Source organism: Microbacterium ureisolvens (assembly GCF_019511645.1).
GTDB lineage: Bacteria > Actinomycetota > Actinomycetes > Actinomycetales > Microbacteriaceae > Microbacterium > Microbacterium ureisolvens_A.
The window spans coordinates 111033-131467 of the sequence record NZ_JAEUAX010000004.1 but is presented as its reverse complement, the minus strand read 5'-3'; the positions used below and the strand labels follow the sequence as shown (position 1 = coordinate 131467).

Here is a 20435-nt window from a genome sequence, read left to right as displayed (position 1 = left end):
CCCCAGCCTGGGCGTGTAGAATGATCGCTGTACGAACGTGCGTCGGATGCCGCACGCGTGCTCCCCGGTCCACCCTCCTCAGGGTGGTCTCCATCGATTCCGTCCTCGTCGTCGACGAGCGCGCATCGATGCCCGGAAGAGGCGCGTGGGTGCACGAGACGCGGGAGTGCGTGGATGCCGCGATTCGGCGCCGCGCCTTCGTGCGGGCATTGCGTGTGTCAGGCCCGCTTGACACGCAGACCATCGAACAGCACATACAGCGAAAAGGCTGAACGGCTATGGAAACAAAGTGAACGGCTCGAAATGAGACCCGTCCGCCAATAACGGTCTGCCCTGTCCGGGGTGGACCCAGACAGGAGAATTTGTGGCTGCCAAACCACGCGTGCACGAGATCGCTTCCGAGCTCGGCGTCGACAGCAAGGTCGCGCTCGAGAAGCTGAAGGCGCTCGGCGAATACGTCAAGAGCCCCTCGTCCACCATCGAACCCCCCGTAGCGCGCAAGCTCCGCGCTGCACTCGAAGCCGACGGCGCGGCCAAGTCCGCTGACGGCGCGCCCGCTGCGGCCAAGCCCGCCGCGGCACCCGCTGCACCTGCGGCCAAGCCCGGCGCGCCCGCTGGTCGTCCCGGCCCGGCTGCGAAGCCCGGTCCGGCGCGTCCTGCTGCTCCGGCTGCCCCCTCGGCTCCGGCGGCGAAGGCTGCACCGGTGGCCCCGGCTGCGCCGGCGGCCAAGGCCCCCGCTGCTCCGGCCCCGGCCGCTCCCGCGGCTCCCGCCGCGAAGGCGCCTGCTGCTCCGGCCACGCCCGGTGCGCCCAAGCCCGGCCCCGCGTCCGCGACGCCGCAGCCGCCGCGCCCGGGCGGCACGCCGCGTCCCGGCAACAACCCCTTCGCCTCGTCGCAGGGCATGGGCCAGCGTCCCGCCGGCCCGCGTCCGGGCAACAACCCGTTCGCTTCGGCGCAGGGCATGGGCCAGCGCCCGAGCCCCGGCAACATCCCGCGTCCCCAGGCTCCGCGTCCGGGAGCTCCGCGCCCGGGCGCTCCGCGCCCCGGTGGTGCCGGCCGGCCCGGAGGCGGCGGTCGTCCCGGCGCTCCGTTCCAGCAGCGCCCCGGCGGCCCCGGTCGTCCCGGCGGTGCCGGCGGCGGCTTCCAGCGTCCCGGCGGCGCGCCCGGTGCGGGCGCACCCGGCGGCTTCGCGGGTCGTCCCGGCGGTGGCGGCGGTCGTGGCCGTGGTCCCGGCGGTGGCACCGCCGGTGCCTTCGGCAAGGGCGGCGGCAAGTCCAAGCAGCGCAAGTCGCGTCGGGCGAAGCGGCAGGAATTCGAGATGCGGTCGGCGCCCGTCGTCGGCGGCGTCAACGTCCAGAAGGGCAACGGCGAGGTCATCCGCATGCGCCGCGGCGCATCGATCGCAGACTTCGCCGACAAGCTCGAGGCCCTGAACGGTTACACCGTCCAGCCCGGAACGCTCGTGACGATCCTCTTCAACCTCGGCGAGATGGCCACGGCCACCGAGTCGCTGGACGAGGCCACGTTCGAGGTGCTCGGCGCCGAGCTCGGCTACAAGATCCAGATGGTCTCGCCCGAGGACGAAGACAAGGAGCTCCTCGAGGGCTTCGGTCTCGACCTCGACGCCGAACTGGAGGCCGAGAACGAGGAAGACCTCGAGATCCGTCCTCCGGTCGTGACCGTCATGGGTCACGTCGACCACGGTAAGACGCGACTGCTCGACGCCATCCGCCAGACCAACGTGGTCGCAGGCGAGGCCGGCGGCATCACGCAGCACATCGGTGCGTACCAGGTCTGGACCGAGCACGACGGCATCGACCGCGCCATCACGTTCATCGACACCCCGGGTCACGAGGCGTTCACCGCCATGCGTGCCCGTGGTGCGCAGGTCACCGACATCGCGATCCTCGTGGTCGCGGCCGACGACGGCATCATGCCGCAGACGGTGGAGGCCCTGAACCACGCGCAGGCGGCGAACGTGCCGATCGTGGTCGCGGTGAACAAGGTCGACAAGCCCGACGCCAACCCGGCCAAGGTGCGCCAGCAGCTCACCGAGTACGGTCTCGTGGCAGAGGAGTACGGCGGCGACGTGCTGTTCGTCGATGTGTCGGCTCGCCAGAACACCGGCATCCAGGAGCTCCTGGACGCCGTGCTGCTCACGGCCGACGCCGGTCTGGATCTCACGGCGAACCCGAACAAGGACGCGCGCGGTGTCGCGATCGAAGCGAAGCTCGACAAGGGTCGCGGTTCGGTCGCCACGGTGCTCATCCAGTCCGGAACGCTGCGCGTCGGCGACGCGATCGTCGCGGGCACGGCCTACGGCCGCGTGCGCGCGATGATCGACGAGAACGGCGACCCGGTCGAGGAGGCATACCCCTCGCGTCCGGTGCAGGTGCAGGGTCTGAACTCGGTGCCGCGAGCCGGCGACACGTTCATCGTGACCGAAGAAGACCGCACGGCCCGCCAGATCGCCGAGAAGCGTGAAGCGGCCGAGCGCAACGCCCAGCTGGCCAAGGCCCGCAAGCGCATCTCGCTCGAGGACTTCACCCGCGCTCTCGAAGAGGGCAAGGTCGAGTCGCTCAACCTCATCATCAAGGGCGACGTGTCGGGTGCCGTCGAGGCGCTCGAGGAGTCGCTCCTCAAGATCGAGGTCGACGACTCCGTCCAGCTGCGGATCATCCACCGCGGCGTCGGCGCGATCACCGAGTCCGACATCAACCTGGCGACGATCGACAACGCGATCGTCATCGGCTTCAACGTCCGTCCCGACACGAAGGCGCGCGAGCGCGCCGCCCGCGAGGGTGTGGACGTCCGGTTCTACTCGGTCATCTACAACGCGATCGACGATGTCGAGCAGTCGCTCAAGGGCCTGCTCAAGCCGGAGTACGAAGAGGTCCAGTCGGGCGTGGCCGAGATCCGCGAGGTGTTCCGTTCGTCGAAGTTCGGCAACATCGCCGGTGTCATCGTCCGCTCGGGCACGATCACGCGCAACGCCAAGGCGCGCGTCATCCGCGACGGCGTGGTCATCGCCGACGGCCTGGCTATCGAGTCGCTGCGCCGCTTCAAGGACGACGTCACCGAGGTCCGCACCGATTTCGAAGCCGGTATCGGCCTCGGCAAGTACAACGACATCCAGGTGGGCGACGAGATCGAGACCACCGAGATGGTCGAGAAGCCCCGCGCGTAATCCGCGCAACGTGAGGGGCGTCCTGCATCGTCAGGGCGTCCCTCACGCTTCGAAAGGAGCATCATCATGTCTTCGGAACGTCAGGCCCGTCTGGGCGACCGCATCCGCGTGATCCTGGCCGAGAGGCTCGAGAAGGGGCTGCGCGACCCGCGTCTGGGTTTCGTCACGATCACCGACGTCCGCGTCACCGGTGACCTGCAGCACGCTTCCGTGTTCTACACGGTGCTGGGCTCCGCCGAGGAGCGCGCGGATTCCGCCAAGGCGCTCAAGGCAGCGACCGGGATGCTGCGCTCCGAGGTGGGCAAGCACCTCAATGTGCGCCTCACCCCGTCGCTCGAGTTCATCCCCGACGCGATCCCCGAGAACGCGGGGCACATCGCCGACCTGCTGCGCGAGGCGCAGGAGCGGGACGCCGCGGTCGCGGGTCTCGCCGCCTCGGCGACGTACGCCGGCGACGCAGACCCGTACCTCAAGCCGCGCGAGCTCGACGACGACGAGTGACCCACTGAAGGGGCGGACCGTTATGACGGTCCGCCCCTTCGGCGTTCTCTGCCGCGCGGCGGCCCACCTCGACCTTGACCTCCTTGCCAGGGAGAGGGGCACCTGCGCCGGACGAGTCGGAGTCGACCACCCCGTCCGGGTCAGCTCGCGATGCGCGAGTGGCGGGCGACGGCGTCGTCGATCGTGTCGATGACGCCGGCGGTGCCCGGCGATGCCGCGATCTCCGCGGCCATCTCCACCGCGCGCAGCCGGTAGGACGCCTCCCCGATGACCTCGCGGACGGCATCCCGGATCCTGGTCGGTGACGGCCGCCGCGTGCGCAGACTGATGCCGACGCCCGACCACTGGACGCGAGCTGCGACCTCGCTCTTGTCCTCGCCACCCGGCGCGACCACGATCGGCACTCCGTGCCGGAGCGCGAACTGCGTGCCGCCATAGCCGCCGTTGGTCAAGAAGACCGACGTTCGAGGCAGGAGCACGTCGTAGGGCAGGAAGTCGGCCACTCGCACGTTCGAAGGCATCTCGCCGAGCGCATCCGCCGGTGCGCCTCCCGTCGCGACGACGACCAGCACGTCCTCGTCGGCGAGGGCGCGCACGGCGGGCCGGATCAGGTCGTCCATCTCGTTGTTGGCCAGTGTTCCCTGGGTCACGTGCACGATGGGGCGCCGGTGTTCCGAGACCTCCGGCCACCACGCGGGAACCCGGTGGTGATCGACGCTGCTCTCGGCGATCGGTCCGGTGAAGCGGACGACCGTGCTCGCATCGGGGCGCGGGTACTCGAAGGAAGCGACGGTGCACTGGGCGACGGCATCCGCCCTGCCGACCCACCCCAGGCCTGAGCCCGCTCTCGTGGCTCCGACGGTTGCCCGGCGCACCTCGTCGCCGGCGCGGCGCGCGCCCCGGAGGATGACGCGCTCTTCGAACCAGGTCAGGACCGCGTTCCGGGCACGCCCCGGCCACCCCGCCCGCGGTGTGAGCCCGAACCCGAAGGGCGGCACGTCTCTGCCGGGAAGATTGAGCGGGATGATCCCGGCCACCACGATGGCGGGCCGCTCGCGGGCGGGGAGCAGGGTCATCACCGCGCCGGCAGCGAGAGTCGGGTCGGCCACGACGGCGGCCGACGGGTCTGCCCGGAGGAGGTCCTGGATCGCACGGTATTGACCCACGCCGGGCCTGGTGAACACATGCTCGACGTAGAACCCCACGCCCCGGACGGGCGAGAGTCGCGCCAGCTCGGGAAACGTCTTCAGCAGATCCCGATCGTCGAAGTCTGCGTCCGCGGGGAGCGCGACGTGCGTGGCGCCCGTCGCCGAAACGGCATCGCGGAAGCGCGTGCCGGTGAGGAACCGCACGTCGTCGCCCCGCTCGACGAGCCCTCTGGCAAGCGAGAGGAGGGGCACGACATGACCGTGGATGGGAACGCTGGCAATGATGATGGAGGCCATTGCGACTCCGGCAGGTGAGGTGATCCCGCTGCTGTGGGCGTCACCGCCGCACGTGCCCCAATATTCCCCCATACGTACTGCGACCGCCAGTGGCGCCGGCGGTGACTCACGCCGGGAGCCGCAGCATCCCGTCGTCTGCCTCGGCGAGGCCGTCCGCGATGAGCGAGTCGATGGCGCGGTCGCGCTGCAGCGCGTCAGGCCAGTCGGGCACGACGTCGGCCAGCGGCACCGCGTGGTTCGCGGCATCCCTCAGCGTCCTCAGCACAGCCCCGCGTGCCTGGCGGTCGCTGCCCTCGTAAGGCGCCTGCTTGCGGCGTTCGTCTCCCGTGTCAGGGCGACCGACGGCGAGCCAGGCGCAGCGATCGCTGAGTGGACAGACGTCGCACCGGGGGATCCGCGCGGTGCAGACGGTCGCTCCGAGCTCCATCGCCGCGGCGTTGACAACGGCGGCAGTTGTGCGGTCCTCGGGCAGGATCGCGTTCATCGCGGCGAGGTCGCGACGCGATGGCGGCCCCGGCTGCGACCGGCCCTCGATTGCGCGCGCCAGCACGCGTCGTGTGTTCGTGTCGACCACGGGGTGCCGGTCGCCGTAGGCGAAGACGGCGACCGCCCTCGCGGTGTAGTCGCCGATGCCGGTGAGCGCGAGCAGCGCGTCGATGTCGCTCGGAACGACCCCGTCGTGGCGGTCGCGGATCTCGACCGCGGCGCGGTGCAGCCACAGCGCCCGTCGCGGGTAGCCAAGGTTCGCCCACTGCCGCACGGCATCGGCCGGGGCGGCCGCCGCGAGATCGGTCGGAGTCGGCCACCGTGCGAGCCACGCCTCGAGGTGCGGGATGACGCGGTACACGGGCGTCTGCTGCAGCATGAACTCGCTCACGAGCACGCCCCATGCCCCGAATTCCGGCTGCCGCCAGGGAAGGTCGCGGGCGTTCGCCCGGTACCACTCGACCAGTGGTGCGGCAAGGTCGGGCATGCGTTCCAGCTTAGGTCTGGGGGACGGGCCGACGGCCGTGGCGTCGGATCAGAGGAGATCTGCGAGCCAGAGGGCGATCCCGGGCCGAGTCTCCTCTGATTCGCAGATCCCCTCAGATCCGCGAGCCCGTGTCGGTTCCTTCACATGAGGCCGGTCGCGCCGGTTGTCCACCGGGCGTGTGCCACGGGCGCGACGGATCGGCCGGCACGCGCAGACTCGCCGGATGACACGCACAACGGATGCCTCCACCGCCGGCACGCCTCGCGGCCGAGTGGTGCGCACGTCGACGTTGATCGACGACGGTTGGAGCCGGCACATGATCCGCCGGGCGTTGGCCGACGGCGGCCTGGTGCGCCTGCGCAAGGGGTGGGTGGCCACGCCGGACGCCGACCCGTTCCTCGTCTCCGCCGCCCGAGCGGGCGTGGTGCTGAGCTGCGTGACGCAAGCGCGCCGCCTGGGGCTGTGGGTGCTCCACGAAGGGGCGCCGCACGTCGCGGCACCGTCCCACTCCGGCGCCGTGCGCCCGGCCGGCGCCCACGTGCACTGGGCGAAACCGGCCGTGCCTCGGCATCCGGATCACCTCGAGGACCCGATCGAGAACGTGCTGGTCCTCGCGGCCGGTTGTCAGCCGTTCGAGCGTGCGCTCGCGATATGGGAGTCCGCGCTCAACAAGTCGCTCGTCGGTCCGGAGGTGATGCGCCGATTGCGCCTTCCCCCTGCGGCACGCCGGATTCTCGAGGTGGCCACTCCGTGGTCGGACTCGGGGCTCGAGTCCTTCGTGCCGCCACGACTGAAGTGGATGCGGCTGCCGGTGCGACCTCAGATCTGGATCGCCGACCGGCCAGTGGACTTCCTGATCGGCGAGCGGCTCGTGCTGCAGATCGACGGTGGCCATCATGTCGGGGCGCAGCGGGAGAAGGACATCGCCCACGATGCGCTCCTCACGCTGATGGGGTACCACGTGATCCGCGTCGGCTACCACCGGGTGATCCATCGTTGGGAGGAGGTGCAGGACCTCATCATGCGGGCGGTGGCGCAGGGCCTCCACCTGGCGCGATGACAGTGATCCGTCGCCGTCGCGGAAGAGGAGATCCGCGGATCTGAGGATGCATGCGGCGGAGGGCTCCTCGAAACTGCCGATGTCCTCGGATCCGCCCCCGCGAGGTCACCGCAACCAACCGCACAGGCGGGGCACGACGTCGGTCGGCCGTAGGCTGGGAGCATGCGCCTGCCCGTCACTCCGACCACGACGCTGTGGCGCGAACTGCGCGACCGGGTGCGACGACGCTACCCCGCGGGACGGGTCATCGTCGCGATCGACGGGCTCGACGGCGCGGGCAAGACGGTGTTCGCCGATGGCCTCGCGGAGGTCTTCGCCGAGACGGGGGACGCGGTGTTCCGCGCCGGCATCGACGGCTTCCATCGCCCCCGCGCGGAGCGCTACGTCCGAGGGCGGCGCAGCCCCGAGGGCTTCTACCGCGACTCCTACGACTACGCGACGTTCCGCCGTGTGCTCATCGATCCGTTCCGCGACGGCGCACAGACCGCCGGGACGACCGGCTTCCAGCTCTCCGCGTTCGATGTGGCGCGCGACGCGCCAGTCGAGTCGCAGTGGGTCACCGCCCCGTTGGACGCGGTGCTCGTCGTCGACGGCATCTTCCTGCATCGTCCTGAGCTGCAGGACCTGTGGGACTGGTCGGTGTGGCTCGAGGTTCCCTTCGAGGTCTCTTACGCCCGCATGGCGCTGCGCGACGGCTGTGATCCCGACCCCGATGCGCCGTCGAACGCGCGGTACCGGCAGGGGCAGGAGATCTACCTGAACGAAGCGCGGCCGCGGGACGCTGCATCCGTCATCGTCGACAACGTCAATCTCGCGCACCCGCGGATCATCGGGCGCAGCTGATGGCGGCGCCCGGAATCCTGCTGGTCGACAAGCCCGGCGGCATCACCTCGCACGACGTCGTCGCGCGCGCCCGGCGCGCGCTGGGCACGCGCAAGATCGGCCACGCCGGCACGCTCGACCCGATGGCCACCGGCCTGCTGGTCCTCGGCGTCGAGGGCGCGACGCGCCTGCTCACGTTCGTGGTCGGGCTCGACAAGACCTACGACGCGACCATCCGGCTCGGGGTCGCGACCGACACCGACGACGCCGAGGGCCAGGTCGTCTCCCAGACGGATGCCGCATCCCTCGACGCCGTCGCGATCCGCGGCGCGATCGCCGCCCTGACCGGACGCATCTCGCAGGTGCCGAGCACCTATTCGGCCATCAAGGTCGACGGGCGCCGCGCGTACGATCTTGCCCGGGCGGGGGAGGACGTGCAGCTCAAAGCGCGGGAAGTCACCGTGTCGCGGTTCGAGGTGCTCGCCGAGCGCCGGTCGGCGGGCGTCGTCGACCTCGACGTGGTGGTCGACTGCTCGAGCGGCACCTACATCCGCTCGCTCGCGCGCGACCTCGGCGCCGCCCTCGGCGTCGGGGGGCACCTCACGGCGCTGCGCCGCACCCGCATCGGGCCCTTCGAGGTGGCGTCGGCCGCCGGCGTGGACACGCTGGCCGATGTCCCGCTGCTCGATCCCGCGGTCGCGGCCGCCGCCGTCCTCGGCCGGCTCGACGTGACCGCGGACGAGGCGCGCGACCTCCGCCACGGCAAGCGGCTCCTCGGCGCGGCCGGGCGACTCCTTGTGAGCCCGACCGCCGCCATCGACCCCCGCGGCGCGCTCGTCGGCATCGTGGAGCGACGCGGCGCCGACGTCAAGAGCGCCATGAACATGCCCGAGGAGGCCACCCGATGATCCTGTGGTTCACGATCGCCCAGGTCGTCGTCGCCGTCGCGGCGGGCGTCTTCTGCGTCATCGCCGGTCTCGCGGGACGCCGCCCGAGCGACTGGACCGTCGGTTCGCTGGCCCTCGTCGAGCTGCTGCTGCTCGTGCAGGTCGTGATCGCGATCATCGCGCCGTTCGCCGGCAATCCGCCGTCGGGCAGCCTGCTGGAATTCTGGGTCTACCTCGTCTCGGCGGTGCTGCTTCCGTTCGCGGCCGTCGCCTGGGCTCTGCTGGAGCGCAGCCGCTGGAGCACGGTGATCATGGGCATCGCGGCCCTGTCCATCGCGGTCATGGTGTGGCGCATGCACGTCATCTGGACCGTGCAGGTCGCGTGACGAAGCCGTGGCTCGGTGACACGAACTAAACTCGTCTGGTTATGTCGACCACTCCCGCCCGCCCCCGTATGACCGGCATCGGCCGCGTGCTCGTGATCGTCTACGCGATCATGGCCCTCGGTGCCACCGGTCGATCCTTCGTGCAGATCGTCGAGCGCTTCGACGAGGCGCCGGTCGCCTACACGCTGTCGGCGCTCTCTGCGGTGGTCTACATCGTCGCGACGCTCGCCCTCGTGTTCGCGGGCCGTCGCGGATGGTACGTGGTCGCGTGGGTGGCGATCGTGTTCGAGCTGGTCGGCGTGCTGGTCATCGGAACCCTGAGCCTCGTCGTGCCGGAGCTCTTCGCGCACCCGACGGTGTGGTCGTGGTTCGGCCTGGGCTACCTCTTCGTGCCGCTCGTGCTGCCGTTCCTCGGCATCTGGTGGCTGGCGACCCATCATCCCGCCGAGGCGCAGACCCCCGCACCCGCGGCGGTCGCGTCGTGATCGTCTTCCGCGACCCCGCCGAGGTGCCCGCGGGCTTCGGTCCCTCCGTCGTCGCGATCGGCAAGTTCGACGGGGTGCACTCCGGACATCGGGCGGTCATCGATCGGGCGAGAGTGGATGCTGAAGCCTCCGGTGCACGCGTCGTCGCCGTGACGTTCGACCGCAACCCGCTGGCGCTGCTGCGCCCCGAGATCTGCCCGGACAGCCTGGTGGGTGTCGAACAGAAGCTCCGCCTGCTGGCGGACGCGGGCGTCGACGCCACGCTCATGCTCACCTTCGACCGCACGCTCGCCGATCTCGGAGCGCGGAAGTTCGTCGAGCACGTGCTGGTCGGTGCACTCGGAGTGCGGATCGTCATGGTCGGCGCGGACTTCCGCTTCGGGCGCGGCGGTGCGGGCGATCCCGGACTGCTGCGGGAGCTCGGCGCCGAGTTCGGCTTCGAGGTCGACATCGTCGACGACGTCCGAGCGATCGACGCCGGCCGGCGCGTCTCATCGACCTGGGTTCGCGAACTGCTCGACGTCGGTGACGTGGCGGGGGCGACGCGTCTGCTGGGCCGTCCGCATGCGGTGCGCGGCGAGGTCGTCCATGGGCTGAAGCGCGGCCGTGAGCTGGGCTTCCCGACTGCGAACCTCTCTCCTGATCTCGAGGGCTTCGTGCCCGCCGAGGGTGTCTACGCCGGATGGCTGGTGGACGAGGGGATGCCTCGGGACGGGGCATCCGAGCCGCGCAGCAGCGTTCGGTACCCCGCGGCGATCAGCATCGGCACGAATCCCACGTTCGATGATGTGGTCGTGCGCCAGGTCGAGGCGTACGTGCTCGACGAGACCGACCTCGACCTGTACGGACACGTCGTCGAGATCGAGTTCGTGGCGCGGATCCGGGGCATGGTCGCGTTCGAGGGGATCGAGCCGCTCATCGCGCAGATGAGCGACGACATCGAGCGCGTGCGACGCGAGCTGACCTGACGAGCCGGGTGGCGGCATCCGTCCGCTCGTGTGCTCTCCGCACCCGTAGACCGGCGCGCCCGCTCGCCCCTACGATCGAGGCGTGCACGCGCTGGTCCTGATGGCCGCCGATGCGGCGGCCGACGATTCCGTCAACCTGTGGGGCGCCCTCGGGTGCGCGGTCGCATACTCCGCCTCGTTGCTGGCGACCCTCGACGCGTTCGCGGATCTCATCCTCGCGCGGGGCGATTCGCCGGCAGGGCGGCTGACGCCGGGCATGGGCATGAAGTTCGCGTCCAAGCTCATCGCGGCGGCCATCGCGGTCGTGTCGGCGGCGATCGTCCTCGCGCTCGACGACAACTGGTTCGCGTTCACGACGCTGTCCATCGCGTTCGTCGTCGTCGTGGGCATCGGCGTCATCGTTCTGCTGCGCCAGCCGAAGGTCACCGTCCGGCCGCCGGCGAGCACCGGCGGCTGAGGCATCCGTTCCGGTTCCAACTCCGGCGGGGTGCTCATCTGAGCAAACTCTGTGCAGATGTTGGCGCAGGCGGGTGGACTGTGTCAGCCTGGAGGGGACGACGAAGGGAGAACCGTGGACGCCGTCGACGAGCTTCTCTCGATTCGAGCCGCCGAGCTGTACTACGAGGAGAACCTCACGCAGGAGGAGATCGGCCGGAACCTCCAGATCACTCGATGGAAGGTCGGCCGTCTGCTCACCCAGGCGAAGGAGGAGGGGTTCGTCCGCATCGAGATCCTCCACTCCCGCGCGCGCCGGCCGCAGCTCGAGCGGCGTCTGCGCGACGAGCGCAGTCTGACCGACGCCGTCGTGGTGTCGCGCGCCGGCGTCCGCAGCGAAGACGAGCTCCAGCAGCGGGTGGCCCAGGCCGCCGCCGACTATCTGGCCGCGATGCGGCCGCACCCGCCCGTGCTCGGTGTCAGCTGGGGGCGCACGCTGTCGGACGTCGCACATCACCTCCGCGACGGGTGGTCGCAGGGCACCGATGTCGTGCAGATCAACGGCGGCGTCAGCATGAGCCAGCGGCCCGGCACCGCCGCGGCGACCGCGGTGAGCATCGCGCAGAAGGGCGGGGGCACCGCTGCGCTGCTGCCGAGCCCGGCCATCCTGGAGCGGCGTGCGACCAAGGAGGCGATCGAGGACGACCGCGTCGTTGCCGGCGTACTCGACGCGGCGCGCTCCGCGAACGCCTATCTCTTCAGCGCGGGCCCCGCCGACCACGGCTCCGTCCACGTCGACAGCGGGTACCTCACGACGGCCGACATCGACCGGCTCGTCGAGGCGGGTGCGGTCGGCGATGTCGTCGGGCGGTACATCACCGCCGACGGACGCATCGCCGATGACGAACTCGATGCCCGGACCGTGGGTGTCTCGCTCGACGACCTGCGTCGCGCCGATGTCGCGATCTGCGCGATCGCCGGCACCCCCAAACGCGCGATCGCGTCCGCGGTCGTCGCGTCGCGCCTGTGCACCGTGCTCGTCACCGACGAATCCACGGCGCAGCACCTTCTCGACGCGTGAACCGCGGCATCAGCATCCCCTTTCCGAACCCCAACGAAAGCCAGGTCAGGACATGTCAGGCACCTCCATCGTGACGCTGCCCGAGCGGGCCGTCGAGCTGCTCGGCGGACAGCCCGACGACACCACGCTGCGGCGCTACCTCCACGGGCTGTCCGGCGTCGACGCCGTCGGCCTCGAGCAGCGCGCCGCTGCGCTCGGCACCCGCTCGATCAAGACCACGTCGAAGGCGTGGGCACTCGACAAGATCATCGAGCTCATCGACCTCACCACCCTCGAGGGCGCCGACACGCCCGGCAAGGTGCGCTCGCTCGTCGCGAAGGCGCTGAACCCGGATGCCTCCGACCCGACCTGTCCGCGCGTCGCCGCCGTCTGCGTCTACGGCGACATGGTGCCCTACGCCGTCGAAGCGCTGGGCGCCGCGCACGGCGACCCGGACGACGGGGGAGTGAGCGTCGCGGCGGTCGCCACCGCCTTTCCGAGCGGACGCGCCTCGCTCGACATCAAGCTCGCCGACACCGCCGAGGCCGTCGCCCACGGCGCCGACGAGATCGACATGGTCATCGACCGCGGGGCGTTCCTCGCGGGTCGCTACGGACTGGTGTTCGACCAGATCGCCCGGGTCAAGCAGGCGTGCCGGCGTGAGGACGGCACCTACGCGTCGCTCAAGGTGATCCTCGAGACCGGTGAACTCACCACCTACGACAACATCAAGCGCGCGTCGTGGCTCGCGATCCTCGCGGGCGGCGACTTCATCAAGACCTCGACGGGCAAGGTGCAGCCGGCGGCGACCCTGCCGGTGACGCTGCTCATGCTCGAAGTCGTGCGCGACTGGCACCGTGCCACGGGGGAGAAGGTCGGCGTGAAGCCGGCCGGCGGCATCCGCACCTCGAAGGACGCCATCAAGTACCTCGTCACCGTGGCCGAAACCGTCGGCGAGGAGTGGCTGCAGCCGCACCTCTTCCGGTACGGGGCATCCAGCCTCCTCAACGACGTGCTCCTGCAGCGTCAGAAGCTGAAGACCGGGCACTACTCCGGCGCCGACTACGTGACCATCGACTGACCCGGGAAAGAAGACATGAGTTTCCTCGAATACGCACCTGCCCCCGAGTCCCGCGCGATCCTGAACCTCCGCGAGGAGTACGGGCTGTTCATCGACGGCGAGTTCCGACCGGGGTCGGGCGAGTCGTTCGCCACGATCTCGCCCGCCGACGAGAAGCACATCGCCGCCATCGCCTCGGCGAGCGACGCGGATGTCGACGCCGCCGTCGCCGCCGCGCGTCGCGCCTACGACAGGACGTGGTCGAAGATGAGCGGCCGGGATCGCGGCAAGTATCTCTTCCGCATCGCGCGCCTCGTCCAGGAGCGAGCGCGCGAGCTCGCGGTGGCCGAGAGCCTCGACAACGGCAAGCCCATCAAGGAGAGCCGCGACGTCGACGTGCCGCTGGTCGCCGCCTGGTTCTTCTACTACGCCGGCTGGGCCGACAAGCTCGACTACGCCGGGCTGGGCGCAGACCCGCGCTCGCTGGGCGTCGCCGGGCAGGTGATCCCGTGGAACTTCCCGCTGCTCATGCTCGCGTGGAAGATCGCCCCGGCGCTCGCCGCGGGCAACACCGTCGTGCTCAAGCCCGCCGAGACCACGCCGCTGTCGGCGCTCATCTTCGCCGAGATCCTGCAGCAGGCCGATCTGCCGCCCGGCGTGGTCAACATCGTCACGGGCGCCGGCGCGACGGGCGCGGCGCTGGTGCGGCATCCCGATGTCGACAAGGTCGCGTTCACCGGCTCGACCGCCGTCGGCCGCGAGATCGCGAAGGCGGTCGCGGGCACCGACAAGAAGCTCACCCTCGAACTCGGCGGCAAGGCCGCGAACATCGTGTTCGAGGACGCCCCCATCGATCAGGCCGTCGAAGGCATCGTCAACGGCATCTTCTTCAACCAGGGGCACGTGTGCTGCGCCGGCAGCCGCCTGCTCGTGCAGGAGTCGATCCACGACGAAGTCGTCGACCGGTTGAAGGACCGCCTTTCGACGCTGCGCCTCGGCGACCCGCTCGACAAGAACACCGACATCGGGGCCATCAACTCGCGCGAGCAGCTCGACCGCATCCGCGAGCTCAGCAAGGTCGGCGAGGAGGAGGGCGCCGAGCGCTGGAGCGCGGACTGCGTGATCCCCGACAACGGCTTCTGGTTCGCGCCGACGATCTTCACGAACGTGCAGGCGAGCCACCGCATCGCCCGCGACGAGATCTTCGGCCCGGTGCTGTCGGTGCTCACGTTCCGCACGCCGGCGGAGGCCATCGAGAAGGCCAACAACACCCCGTACGGCCTGTCGGCCGGCATATGGACCGACAAGGGCTCACGCATCCTCGCTGTCGCCGACCGCCTGCGCGCGGGCGTCGTCTGGGCGAACACGTTCAACCGGTTCGACCCGTCGTCGCCGTTCGGCGGCTACAAGGAGTCGGGCTACGGCCGCGAGGGCGGCCGCCACGGACTGGCCGCGTACCTCAAGGGCGCAGCATCCGTCGACTCCGCCGCCCGGGTCAATGCCGGCCGTTCGAAGAAGGAGGTCTCGGCATGAGCACGCGACTCACCGTTCCCAAGACGTACAAGCTCTACATCGGCGGCGCCTTCCCCCGCAGCGAGTCGGGCCGGACGTACGAGGTGGCGACCCCGAAGGGCGACTTCCTCGCGAACGCCGCGCTCGCCTCCCGCAAGGACGCCCGGGATGCGGTCGTCGCCGCCCGTGGCGCCGTGAAGGGCTGGTCGGGGGCGACCGCGTACAACCGCGGCCAGGTGCTGTACCGGGTCGCCGAGATCCTCGAGGGCCGTCGCGCCCAGTTCGTCGACGAGATCATCCAGCAGACCGGGGTCTCCGCTGCGGTGGCCGCCGCCGAGGTCGACGAGTCGATCGACCGCTGGGTCTGGTATGCGGGCTGGTGCGACAAGTACGGCCAGGTCGCCGGCAACGGCAACCCGGTCGCCGGCCCGTACTTCAACATCTCGGTGCCCGAGCCGACCGGCGTGGTCGGCATCATCGCTCCGCAGGAGACCGCGCTCGTCGGTCTCGTGTCGGCCATCGCGCCCGCGCTCGTGACGGGCAACTCGGTGGTCGTGGTCGCCTCGCAGCGCTACCCGCTGTCGGGCATCAGCCTTGCCGAGGTGCTCGCGACGAGCGACGTGCCCGGGGGAGTCGTCAACGTGCTGACCGGCTCGCCGGCCGAGATCGCGCCGTGGCTCGCCTCGCACCCCGACGTGCACGCGCTGGACCTGGTCGGCGCGGGCGACCTCGACTGGATCGATCTTCAGATCGCGGCGGCCGAGACGCTCACGCGGGTGCTCCCTCCCGAGAACGGGACGGATGCCGCGGCCCCGAGCCTCGCCCGCATCACCGCCTTCACCGAGACCAAAACGGTGTGGCACCCCAAGAGCCTGGTGTAGCAGCGCGGGACGGCGGACTGCCGGAGCGGAACGGATGCCTGGCCGAGGCATCCGTTCCGCTCCTTTCCGTTCTTTGACCCTCACCTCGCCATGACGAGACCTCGCAACAGCACGGTGGTCGGCTGTCGGCGGGTGCTATCGCCCGTTCTCCCGCCCCGTTGTGGGGCGCCATCTGCTCTGCCATAGTGAGGCCCACGCGGAATGCACGCGATCAATGGTGATCGAGGAGCAGGCCATGACCCTCGCCGAGTCCCGCCGGCCACATCGTCCGATGCGCGTCGTGCGCATCGTCCACCGCGGCGCGGGAGTGCTGCTGTGGCTGTGGGTGATGGCGAGTGTGCCCCTGTACCTCTACGAGCAGAACGGCGCGATCACTGTCGAGGGATGGCTCGAGATGTGGCAGGTCGAAGCTGAGGGCGGCGGACCGGCGAACGTCGCGTTCTTCCTCGCCCTTACCGTGATGGTCGCAGGACTCGGGGTGGCGCTGCTCATCGATCTGATCCGTCGCAGGCGTCGGCCCTTCAGTCGTGCGGGCTCCCCGCGGGGATGGCTCTATCTGGCGCATCGTTGGCTGGGTGCGGCGTTCGCCGTGACACTCGTGGCGTATCTCGCCACACGGCTGGGAGCCGGCGCCGCGCCACTGCCACTCGGTTGGGCATGGCTGGTCCTGCTCATGCTGGTAAATGTGGTCGGGGCCGGGGTGTTCATCGTCTGGGCCGTCGGTGCGACGCGGCGTAGGGGGGCGAAGCCGCACGCCCGCATCACCGCTAACGAGCCCGGCGAGCAACACATCGGGCGGTAGCACCGCGAAGGGGTGATGAGGTGACAGCGCGTTCCGGTGTCGACACCACGAACCGCTGAGGGATCGCTCAGCCCAGTTCGAGGCCGCCCCACTGGCCCGGCTCGCGGAGCTCCCCGTAGTGCACGTCGACGTCGTGCGCCGACACCGAGGCCACGCACGCGAGCAGTGACAGGGTCGGATAGCCGTGCGGGCGGTTGTCGCGGATGATCGCCCCGTCGTCGGTGGGAGGGAGTTCGGCGGAGCGCTCGAGCACCTCGACCCACGGCATCCACCATCGTCCGTCCGTCGCGGGTGCGGTGGCCTGGAACTCGCCCAGCCACCGCACGATGCGTGGCGTTGCGCTGTCGTCGACGTCGTCGTGGGCGATCATATGCGTGCCGGGCTCGAGTTCGGTCGTGCGCAGAGTCGCGCCGTCCCAGGTGAGCACGCGCGCGTGAGGGCCCTCGACCTCGACCAGGTTGAAGCCGTGCGTCGCGGGCGCGCCGGCAGGGGAGCGCCCGGCGACGGCGTCGAGCACGATGCTCCCACGGGAGACGAGCTCGGACTCGGGGCGCGTCGACTCGTCGGCGCGATTGAGGAGCACGGCCAGGCGTCCGGCAGCCGGGTCCGCCGCGAGCCATGCTCCGCCCGCGCGCACGTCGCGCACGCCCACGACGCCGTCGTTGGCCTCGGGCCACCAGCGGCCGAGCGGGTTCCACGGCCGGGCAGGGTCCTCGTCGCGGATCGCGAGCACTCGCGTGGGCTCGTCCGCCGATTCGGGGACGCGGATCACGACGGTGCACATGCGGGGCTCCTCGGGTGGTGTCGTCCGGTGCGGGACCGGGTGTCGGGCAGTCGTGCCAAGATCGGAGGGTGTTCGTCGTAGTCGGGGTCACCGGTGGCATCGCCGCCTACAAGACGGTTCAGCTCGTGCGTCTGCTGGTCAAAGCCGGCCACGAGGTTCACGTCGTTCCCACGGAGGACGCACTGCGGTTCGTGGGGAAGCCGACGTGGGAGGCGATCAGCCGTCAGCCCGTGACGACCTCCGTCCACGACGACGTCGCACGCGTGCGTCACGTCGCGCTCGGACAGGCGGCCGACCTCGTGATCGTGGCGCCCGCGACGGCGAACACCCTGGCGAAGATGACCGCGGGACTCGCGGACGACCTCCTCGGAACGACACTACTCGCCACCACGGCGCCGGTCGTCGTCGCGCCGGCGATGCACACGGAGATGTGGCGGCATCCCTCGACCGTTCACAACATGGCGGTCCTCGGCCAGCGCGGTGTCATCGTGGTGGGCCCTGAAGAGGGGGAGCTGACCGGCGGCGACAGCGGGCCGGGGCGGATGTCGGAACCCGAGGTCATCTTCGACGCGGCGCTCGCCGCGGCCGAGGGTGACGCCGGCGATCTGCGCGGACTGCGAGTCGTCGTGAGCGCGGGAGGCACGCGCGAGCCGATCGACCCCGTGCGCTACATCGGCAACCGTTCCAGCGGACGGCAGGGCGTGGCGCTCGCGCTCTCCGCCGCGGAGCGCGGGGCGGACGTCGTGCTGGTCGCCGCCCACGTCGACGACGGCGTGCTGGCTGCGGCATCCGCTCGTCCAGGTCTTCGTGTCGTGCGCGCCGGCACCGCGGCCGAGCTCGGCACAGCGATCGCGGCCGAGGCGGAACGGGCAGACATCGTCGTGATGGCCGCGGCTGTCGCCGACTACCGCGTGGCCGAGGTGTCGCCGCTCAAGCGCGCCAAGGAGTCCGCGCCGGTCGGGGGGATCACGCTCGACCTCATCGAGAACGATGACATCCTCGCGGGGCTGGTCCGCAGTCGCCGGGAGGGGCAGACGATCGTCGGCTTCGCGGCAGAGACTCCCGGCGACGGTGAGACGCTGCTCGACCGCGGGCGCCGCAAGGCCGCGCGCAAAGGCGCCGATCTTCTCGCGGTGAACGAGGTCGGCTGGTCCAAGGGATTCGAGGCGACAGACAACGCCGTCACGATCATCAGTGCCGACGGCGAGGTCATCGGCGCCCGGCGCGGGTCCAAGGATGACGTCGCGGAGGCGCTCTGGGACGCCGTCCGCATGGTGCGTGAAAGCCGAGCCAAAACAGAGTAACGAATAGGTAACGGCGCATGTAGAGTGGTCCGCACCACGTCGACGAGGACGTGGGGAACGACCCCCGGGAGGACATGCCCGATGCCCTACACCGCGGCCTCCGATCGCCCCCGCGACCGGATTCACGCTCTGTCCGTCATGGGCGTTCTCGCGACCGCGAGCCTGGTGATCGCCTTCCTCGGCGCCACTCCCGCGCGCGTGAGCTCGCGGGAGCTCATGGGCGATGAGCGCACGCCGGGGGCGGCCGCGTTCATCGCCAGCCATCGCGGGGGAGCGGCGACCGCGCCGGAGAACACGCTGCCCGCCATCAGCGCGGCTCTCGCGGGCGGGTTCGACTACGTCGAGGTCGACGTCGCCCTCACCGCCGATCGCCACCCCGTGCTCATGCACGACAAGACCGTCGACCGCACGACCGACGGCCATGGCCGGCTGGCCGCGCTGACGCTCGCCGAGGTGAAGGCGCTCGACGCCGGCGCGTGGTTCGACCGCGCCTACGCCGGCACGCCTGTCCCCACCTTCGTGGAGTTCCTCGATGCCCTCGCCGCCACCGAGGGTCGGGCCATCGTTGAGATGAAGGGCCAATGGGATGCCGCGGCCATCGATGCCGCCGTCGCCGAGGTGGCCGCGCGGGGCCTCGAGCGTCGAATCGTGTTCGCGAGCTTCGACGCACGTACGCTCGCGCTCGCGGCGGCCGGGTCGGACGTGCTGTCGCGGCTGCTCATCCTCAAACAGCTCCCTTCGGACGTGGTGAGCGCCGTCGCCGAGGCCGGCGCGCGCGGCGTCGTCGTGAACCGCAAGGCCGTCCTCGCGCGGCCGGGGATCGTCGACGAACTGCACGCCGTGGGCGCGCGCGTCGTCGTCTACACGCTCAACGACGACTCCCAGTGGGATGAGGTGACGGCCCTCGGTGTCGACGGCATCGTCACCGACGACCCGCATACGCTGTCGGAGTGGCAGAGCGCGTACGCGGGCCCGTGACTGCGGTGACCGTGCGCGCGGCGTGGCCCGCAGCATCCGTCCTTCCGCCTCGTTAGGGTCGAAAGCGCGCCGCCTTCCGCCTGCGGCGGCGCGCGAGAGGTGGCGTGGGAATGGTCGTGCAGAGCCGGTTGACACGGATCGTGATCGGGTGCGTCGCGCTCACCGCCCTGGCTACGGTCGTCACAGGATGTCGACCCGAATCCCCGGCTACTCCGTCGGGCAGCCCCACGAGCACGACGCAGGAACAGACGCCGGACCCGTCGGTCAGCCCGACCGAGACAGACAAGCCCGCGGCCGGCTTCGAGGTGCCTGGCGCCTGCGAGGAGATCTACTCGGCCGCGATGCTCGCTCAGCTGCAGTCGGCGAACCCGCCTCTCAACGACCCCGGCGTGACGATGCTGTCGACGGAGAACGCCGATCTGCTCGAGATCATCCACAGCGGAGCGCCGACGCTGCGGTGCTCGTGGGGTCAGCCGAGCGAGTACGGGCTCGCGACCAATGTGACCGCGATCGACGCCGGCCAGGAGGAAGCCGTGCTCGCCGCGCTGCCGCAGGCGGGCTTCGGCTGCGAGCCGCTGGGGGGCGGCACCGTGTGCCGCATCGAGCAGAAGGGCGTGACGCTCGACGACGAAGAGTACACCCGCGGCGAGACGCACTACGTCGGTGGCGGCGGGCTCGTGACGACCGCGTGGATCAACTTCGCGCCCGAGGGGTACACCGAAGACATCGTGGCGACCCTCTGGGGCTGAGTTCCGCGTTCTCCCGCGCCGGATTGCCCCGTTCGAGGGCCCGTTCCCCTAGAATGGTGCGTGGGAAAACCCGTTGACGATGCCGCAGCTCGCAGAAGCGAGTGCCCGCGACCGCCGGCGGCGAATCCCTGATCCCGCGTTCGCGACGGCGTTCGC

At 70.6% G+C, this 20435-nt stretch carries 21 protein-coding genes; 18 read left to right on the top strand and 3 right to left on the bottom strand.

The annotated features are described in order from the left end of the window. Positions 1-20 precede the first annotated feature (20 nt). The 3 genes from JNB61_RS09075 (at position 21) to rbfA (ending at position 3688) form a co-directional block, all read left to right on the top strand. A complete protein-coding gene (locus JNB61_RS09075) occupies positions 21-272 on the top strand; it encodes a YlxR family protein (protein ID WP_159845169.1) in 252 nt (83 codons plus the stop codon). 92 nt (positions 273-364) lie between these two features. Continuing rightward, a complete protein-coding gene (gene infB, locus JNB61_RS09070; RefSeq protein WP_308291237.1) occupies positions 365-3187 on the top strand; it encodes a translation initiation factor IF-2 in 2823 nt (940 codons plus the stop codon). Positions 3188-3253: 66 nt separating this feature from the next. Continuing rightward, positions 3254-3688, top strand: a complete 435-nt coding sequence (gene rbfA / locus JNB61_RS09065) for a 30S ribosome-binding factor RbfA (protein WP_116193889.1) — start codon at positions 3254-3256, stop codon at positions 3686-3688. A 140-nt stretch (positions 3689-3828) separates the two neighbouring features. Here rbfA and JNB61_RS09060 read toward each other — a convergent pair whose 3' ends face one another. Beyond that, positions 3829-5088: a glycosyltransferase gene (locus tag JNB61_RS09060; RefSeq protein ID WP_220339404.1), complete on the bottom strand. Its 1260-nt coding sequence runs from the start codon at positions 5086-5088 to the stop codon at positions 3829-3831. Between the two features lie 151 nt (positions 5089-5239). Next, complete coding sequence (locus JNB61_RS09055; protein ID WP_220339403.1) at positions 5240-6106, bottom strand: A/G-specific adenine glycosylase; 867 nt, start codon at positions 6104-6106, stop codon at positions 5240-5242. 223 nt (positions 6107-6329) lie between these two features. On the opposite strand from JNB61_RS09055, the gene JNB61_RS09050 reads away from it, so the two are divergent. From JNB61_RS09050 to JNB61_RS08995, 12 genes are all read left to right on the top strand, one after another. Next, positions 6330-7166 carry an endonuclease domain-containing protein gene (locus tag JNB61_RS09050; RefSeq protein WP_220288068.1) on the top strand — a complete coding sequence of 279 codons (837 nt, stop codon included), beginning with the start codon at positions 6330-6332 and terminating at the stop codon, positions 7164-7166. A gap of 162 nt (positions 7167-7328) precedes the next feature. Further along, positions 7329-8009 carry a uridine kinase gene (locus JNB61_RS09045; protein WP_220339402.1) on the top strand — a complete coding sequence of 227 codons (681 nt, stop codon included), beginning with the start codon at positions 7329-7331 and terminating at the stop codon, positions 8007-8009. Further along, positions 8009-8896 carry a tRNA pseudouridine(55) synthase TruB gene (truB, locus tag JNB61_RS09040; protein ID WP_220339401.1) on the top strand — a complete coding sequence of 296 codons (888 nt, stop codon included), beginning with the start codon at positions 8009-8011 and terminating at the stop codon, positions 8894-8896. Before JNB61_RS09045 ends, truB begins: the two co-directional genes overlap by 1 nt. Continuing rightward, a complete protein-coding gene (locus tag JNB61_RS09035; RefSeq protein WP_220339400.1) occupies positions 8893-9261 on the top strand; it encodes a hypothetical protein in 369 nt (122 codons plus the stop codon). Before truB ends, JNB61_RS09035 begins: the two co-directional genes overlap by 4 nt. Positions 9262-9302: 41 nt before the next feature. Further along, positions 9303-9746, top strand: a complete 444-nt coding sequence (locus JNB61_RS09030; protein ID WP_159845153.1) for a hypothetical protein — start codon at positions 9303-9305, stop codon at positions 9744-9746. After that, positions 9743-10714 carry a bifunctional riboflavin kinase/FAD synthetase gene (locus JNB61_RS09025; RefSeq protein ID WP_220339399.1) on the top strand — a complete coding sequence of 324 codons (972 nt, stop codon included), beginning with the start codon at positions 9743-9745 and terminating at the stop codon, positions 10712-10714. Before JNB61_RS09030 ends, JNB61_RS09025 begins: the two co-directional genes overlap by 4 nt. Before the next feature lie 82 nt (positions 10715-10796). Beyond that, on the top strand, positions 10797-11171 hold the full coding sequence (locus JNB61_RS09020; protein WP_220339398.1) for a hypothetical protein: 375 nt from the start codon (positions 10797-10799) through the stop codon (positions 11169-11171). A gap of 114 nt (positions 11172-11285) precedes the next feature. Further along, the gene (locus tag JNB61_RS09015) at positions 11286-12230 is read left to right on the top strand and encodes a sugar-binding transcriptional regulator (protein ID WP_220339397.1); all 945 of its coding nucleotides are present in this window, start codon (positions 11286-11288) and stop codon (positions 12228-12230) included. A gap of 52 nt (positions 12231-12282) precedes the next feature. Then, complete coding sequence (gene deoC, locus JNB61_RS09010; protein WP_159845142.1) at positions 12283-13290, top strand: deoxyribose-phosphate aldolase; 1008 nt, start codon at positions 12283-12285, stop codon at positions 13288-13290. A gap of 15 nt (positions 13291-13305) precedes the next feature. After that, positions 13306-14802 (top strand): aldehyde dehydrogenase family protein, encoded by a 1497-nt coding sequence (locus JNB61_RS09005; RefSeq protein ID WP_220339396.1) that lies wholly within the window; start codon positions 13306-13308, stop codon positions 14800-14802. Then, positions 14799-15662: an aldehyde dehydrogenase family protein gene (locus JNB61_RS09000; protein ID WP_220339395.1), complete on the top strand. Its 864-nt coding sequence runs from the start codon at positions 14799-14801 to the stop codon at positions 15660-15662. The genes JNB61_RS09005 and JNB61_RS09000 overlap by 4 nt, the downstream gene beginning before the upstream one ends. 235 nt (positions 15663-15897) lie before the next feature. Continuing rightward, positions 15898-16464 carry a hypothetical protein gene (locus tag JNB61_RS08995; RefSeq protein WP_220288061.1) on the top strand — a complete coding sequence of 189 codons (567 nt, stop codon included), beginning with the start codon at positions 15898-15900 and terminating at the stop codon, positions 16462-16464. A 67-nt stretch (positions 16465-16531) separates the two neighbouring features. Here JNB61_RS08995 and JNB61_RS08990 read toward each other — a convergent pair whose 3' ends face one another. Further along, positions 16532-17248 carry an NRDE family protein gene (locus JNB61_RS08990; RefSeq protein ID WP_220339394.1) on the bottom strand — a complete coding sequence of 239 codons (717 nt, stop codon included), beginning with the start codon at positions 17246-17248 and terminating at the stop codon, positions 16532-16534. Between the two features lie 68 nt (positions 17249-17316). Between JNB61_RS08990 and coaBC the strand changes: the two genes are divergently transcribed. From coaBC to JNB61_RS08975, 3 genes are all read left to right on the top strand, one after another. Continuing rightward, a complete protein-coding gene (gene coaBC, locus JNB61_RS08985; protein ID WP_220339393.1) occupies positions 17317-18552 on the top strand; it encodes a bifunctional phosphopantothenoylcysteine decarboxylase/phosphopantothenate--cysteine ligase CoaBC in 1236 nt (411 codons plus the stop codon). Positions 18553-18633: 81 nt separating this feature from the next. Continuing rightward, the gene (locus JNB61_RS08980; protein WP_220339392.1) at positions 18634-19530 is read left to right on the top strand and encodes a glycerophosphodiester phosphodiesterase; all 897 of its coding nucleotides are present in this window, start codon (positions 18634-18636) and stop codon (positions 19528-19530) included. Between the two features lie 110 nt (positions 19531-19640). Next, entirely contained in the window at positions 19641-20279 is a 639-nt protein-coding gene (locus tag JNB61_RS08975) for a hypothetical protein (RefSeq protein WP_220339391.1), read from the top strand. Positions 20280-20435 lie beyond the last annotated feature (156 nt).